Raw genomic sequence first — 1530 nt, 5'->3', positions numbered from 1 at the left:
GGTCAGGATGGACTCGCCGGGCACGGGGCCCGGAACCGGAACGGGGGAGACGACTGCCATGCCTCGATTGAAGCACGTGCCGTCTCCCCCGCGGTGGAATGGCCGGTCGGGTACCGGCCCTTCGGGCGGTGACCAGTCCTTAGGCAGCCTTACTGGCCGCCGCCCGACGTTATGGATGATGTCTCCCGAGGTGTTCTTGTCGTTGCTCTGTGCCTCCTCCCTTCCTGCTTCTTCTGTCTTTCCTTGGCCAGGTGGGCGGGTGTGCGCCGTCCTGTGGACATCAGACAACACGAGGGGATGTTGTGGTGGTGTTGAGGCTATTGCTTATGTCGTTGCAACATGCGAACCCTCCGGGACATCTCGGTGGGTGCGTCGACCCTGCAGATATGTGACTGCGGCTTACGGGTGGCGGTGCCGTGGCCTGCTCAAACGAATGGCTCTGACCAGGGAGGCGACCAGAAGGGTCACGGTGATGGCTACCGCTCCGCTGCCTCCGATCGCCAGACCCAGCCACGGGCTGGCGGTGGTGCCCGCAATCGTGGCCAGGCCGACGACGACCATCGAGATGCCCGCGCTGCGGCTCATCGAGCGTTGAGCGACGATGAGGGCATTGAGCCAGGAGTCATTCGTCTCGACGTCGGACTGCGCGATGGGGAGGTAGATGCCCAGAAGGACCAGCAGGGCGCCCAGGCTCATCGCCACCAGCGTGAGCGCGGAGGTCTCGGAGCCCGTGTGGAGGCCGACGACGAAGACGTGCATGGCGCACATCACTAGGCAAAGCCCGGCCTGCGTCGCGGTGCGGACCCGTGCGGTACTGCGGTCGTAGCGGGGCATTGGTATGCCGGTGAGTGAGGAGAACTTCGCGTTCACCCAGGGGCTGATCGCCATCAGCGAGGAGACCAGCACGAGGGTCACTGGCATTGCCGACGCGCTAAAGCCTCGGGGGATGATGCTCGCGCCGTGGCTGCCGCCGGCCTCCCGTGTGACGATGGTGGGCGCCATCTCCGGCCAGTGCACGGCGCTCCAGACGATCATGAAGGCCAGGGCGATCGCCGCAGCGATAACAACTCCGGTGGGAAAACGAGTTGGGCGGTTCTCGGTTGTCATGGTTCTCTCCTTTCCTGAGCGAGGTGGACGGTGGGATCGGGGGCTTTGAGCGTGCCGCCCAGGGAGGCGAGCAGCAGCATGGCCTCGTCAATGAGGGTGAGGTTGACGCGGTACTGGATCTCGGTGCCGCGGCGACGGGTGTCGACCAGCTCGGCCTCGCGCAGCGTGCGCAGGTGGCCCGACAGGGTTGATCCTGAGACGCCGACGGCGTCGGCGATCTCGCCGACCTTGACGTAGTCGTGATCGCGCAGAAAGGCCAGGATCGCGCGCCGTGTGGGGTGCCCCAGGGCGGCGAAGACTCCTGATTCGGTATTTCGCGACATACCGAAATAGTACTCCGGGCGCCGTCGGCCCGCGCGTTGAACGAGCTGGAACGGGCCCGGAGCGGAAGGTGAGTGTGATGCGTTCAGTGCAGGAGGAGGG

At 65.6% G+C, this 1530-nt stretch carries 2 protein-coding genes; both read right to left on the bottom strand.

What is annotated here, in order from left to right:
* Window positions 1-399 precede the first annotated feature (399 nt).
* Window positions 400-1107 (bottom strand): hypothetical protein, encoded by a 708-nt coding sequence (locus ACO6D6_RS15425; protein WP_484786122.1) that lies wholly within the window; start codon window positions 1105-1107, stop codon window positions 400-402.
* Entirely contained in the window at window positions 1104-1430 is a 327-nt protein-coding gene (locus ACO6D6_RS15420) for an ArsR/SmtB family transcription factor (protein ID WP_484786121.1), read from the bottom strand. Before ACO6D6_RS15420 ends, ACO6D6_RS15425 begins: the two co-directional genes overlap by 4 nt.
* Window positions 1431-1530: the final 100 nt, after the last annotated feature.

The sequence above is a fragment of the Arachnia sp. genome (genome assembly GCF_057238465.1).
Note: the sequence above shows the minus strand (reverse complement) of the source record. Positions and strands in the feature narration are given on the sequence as shown.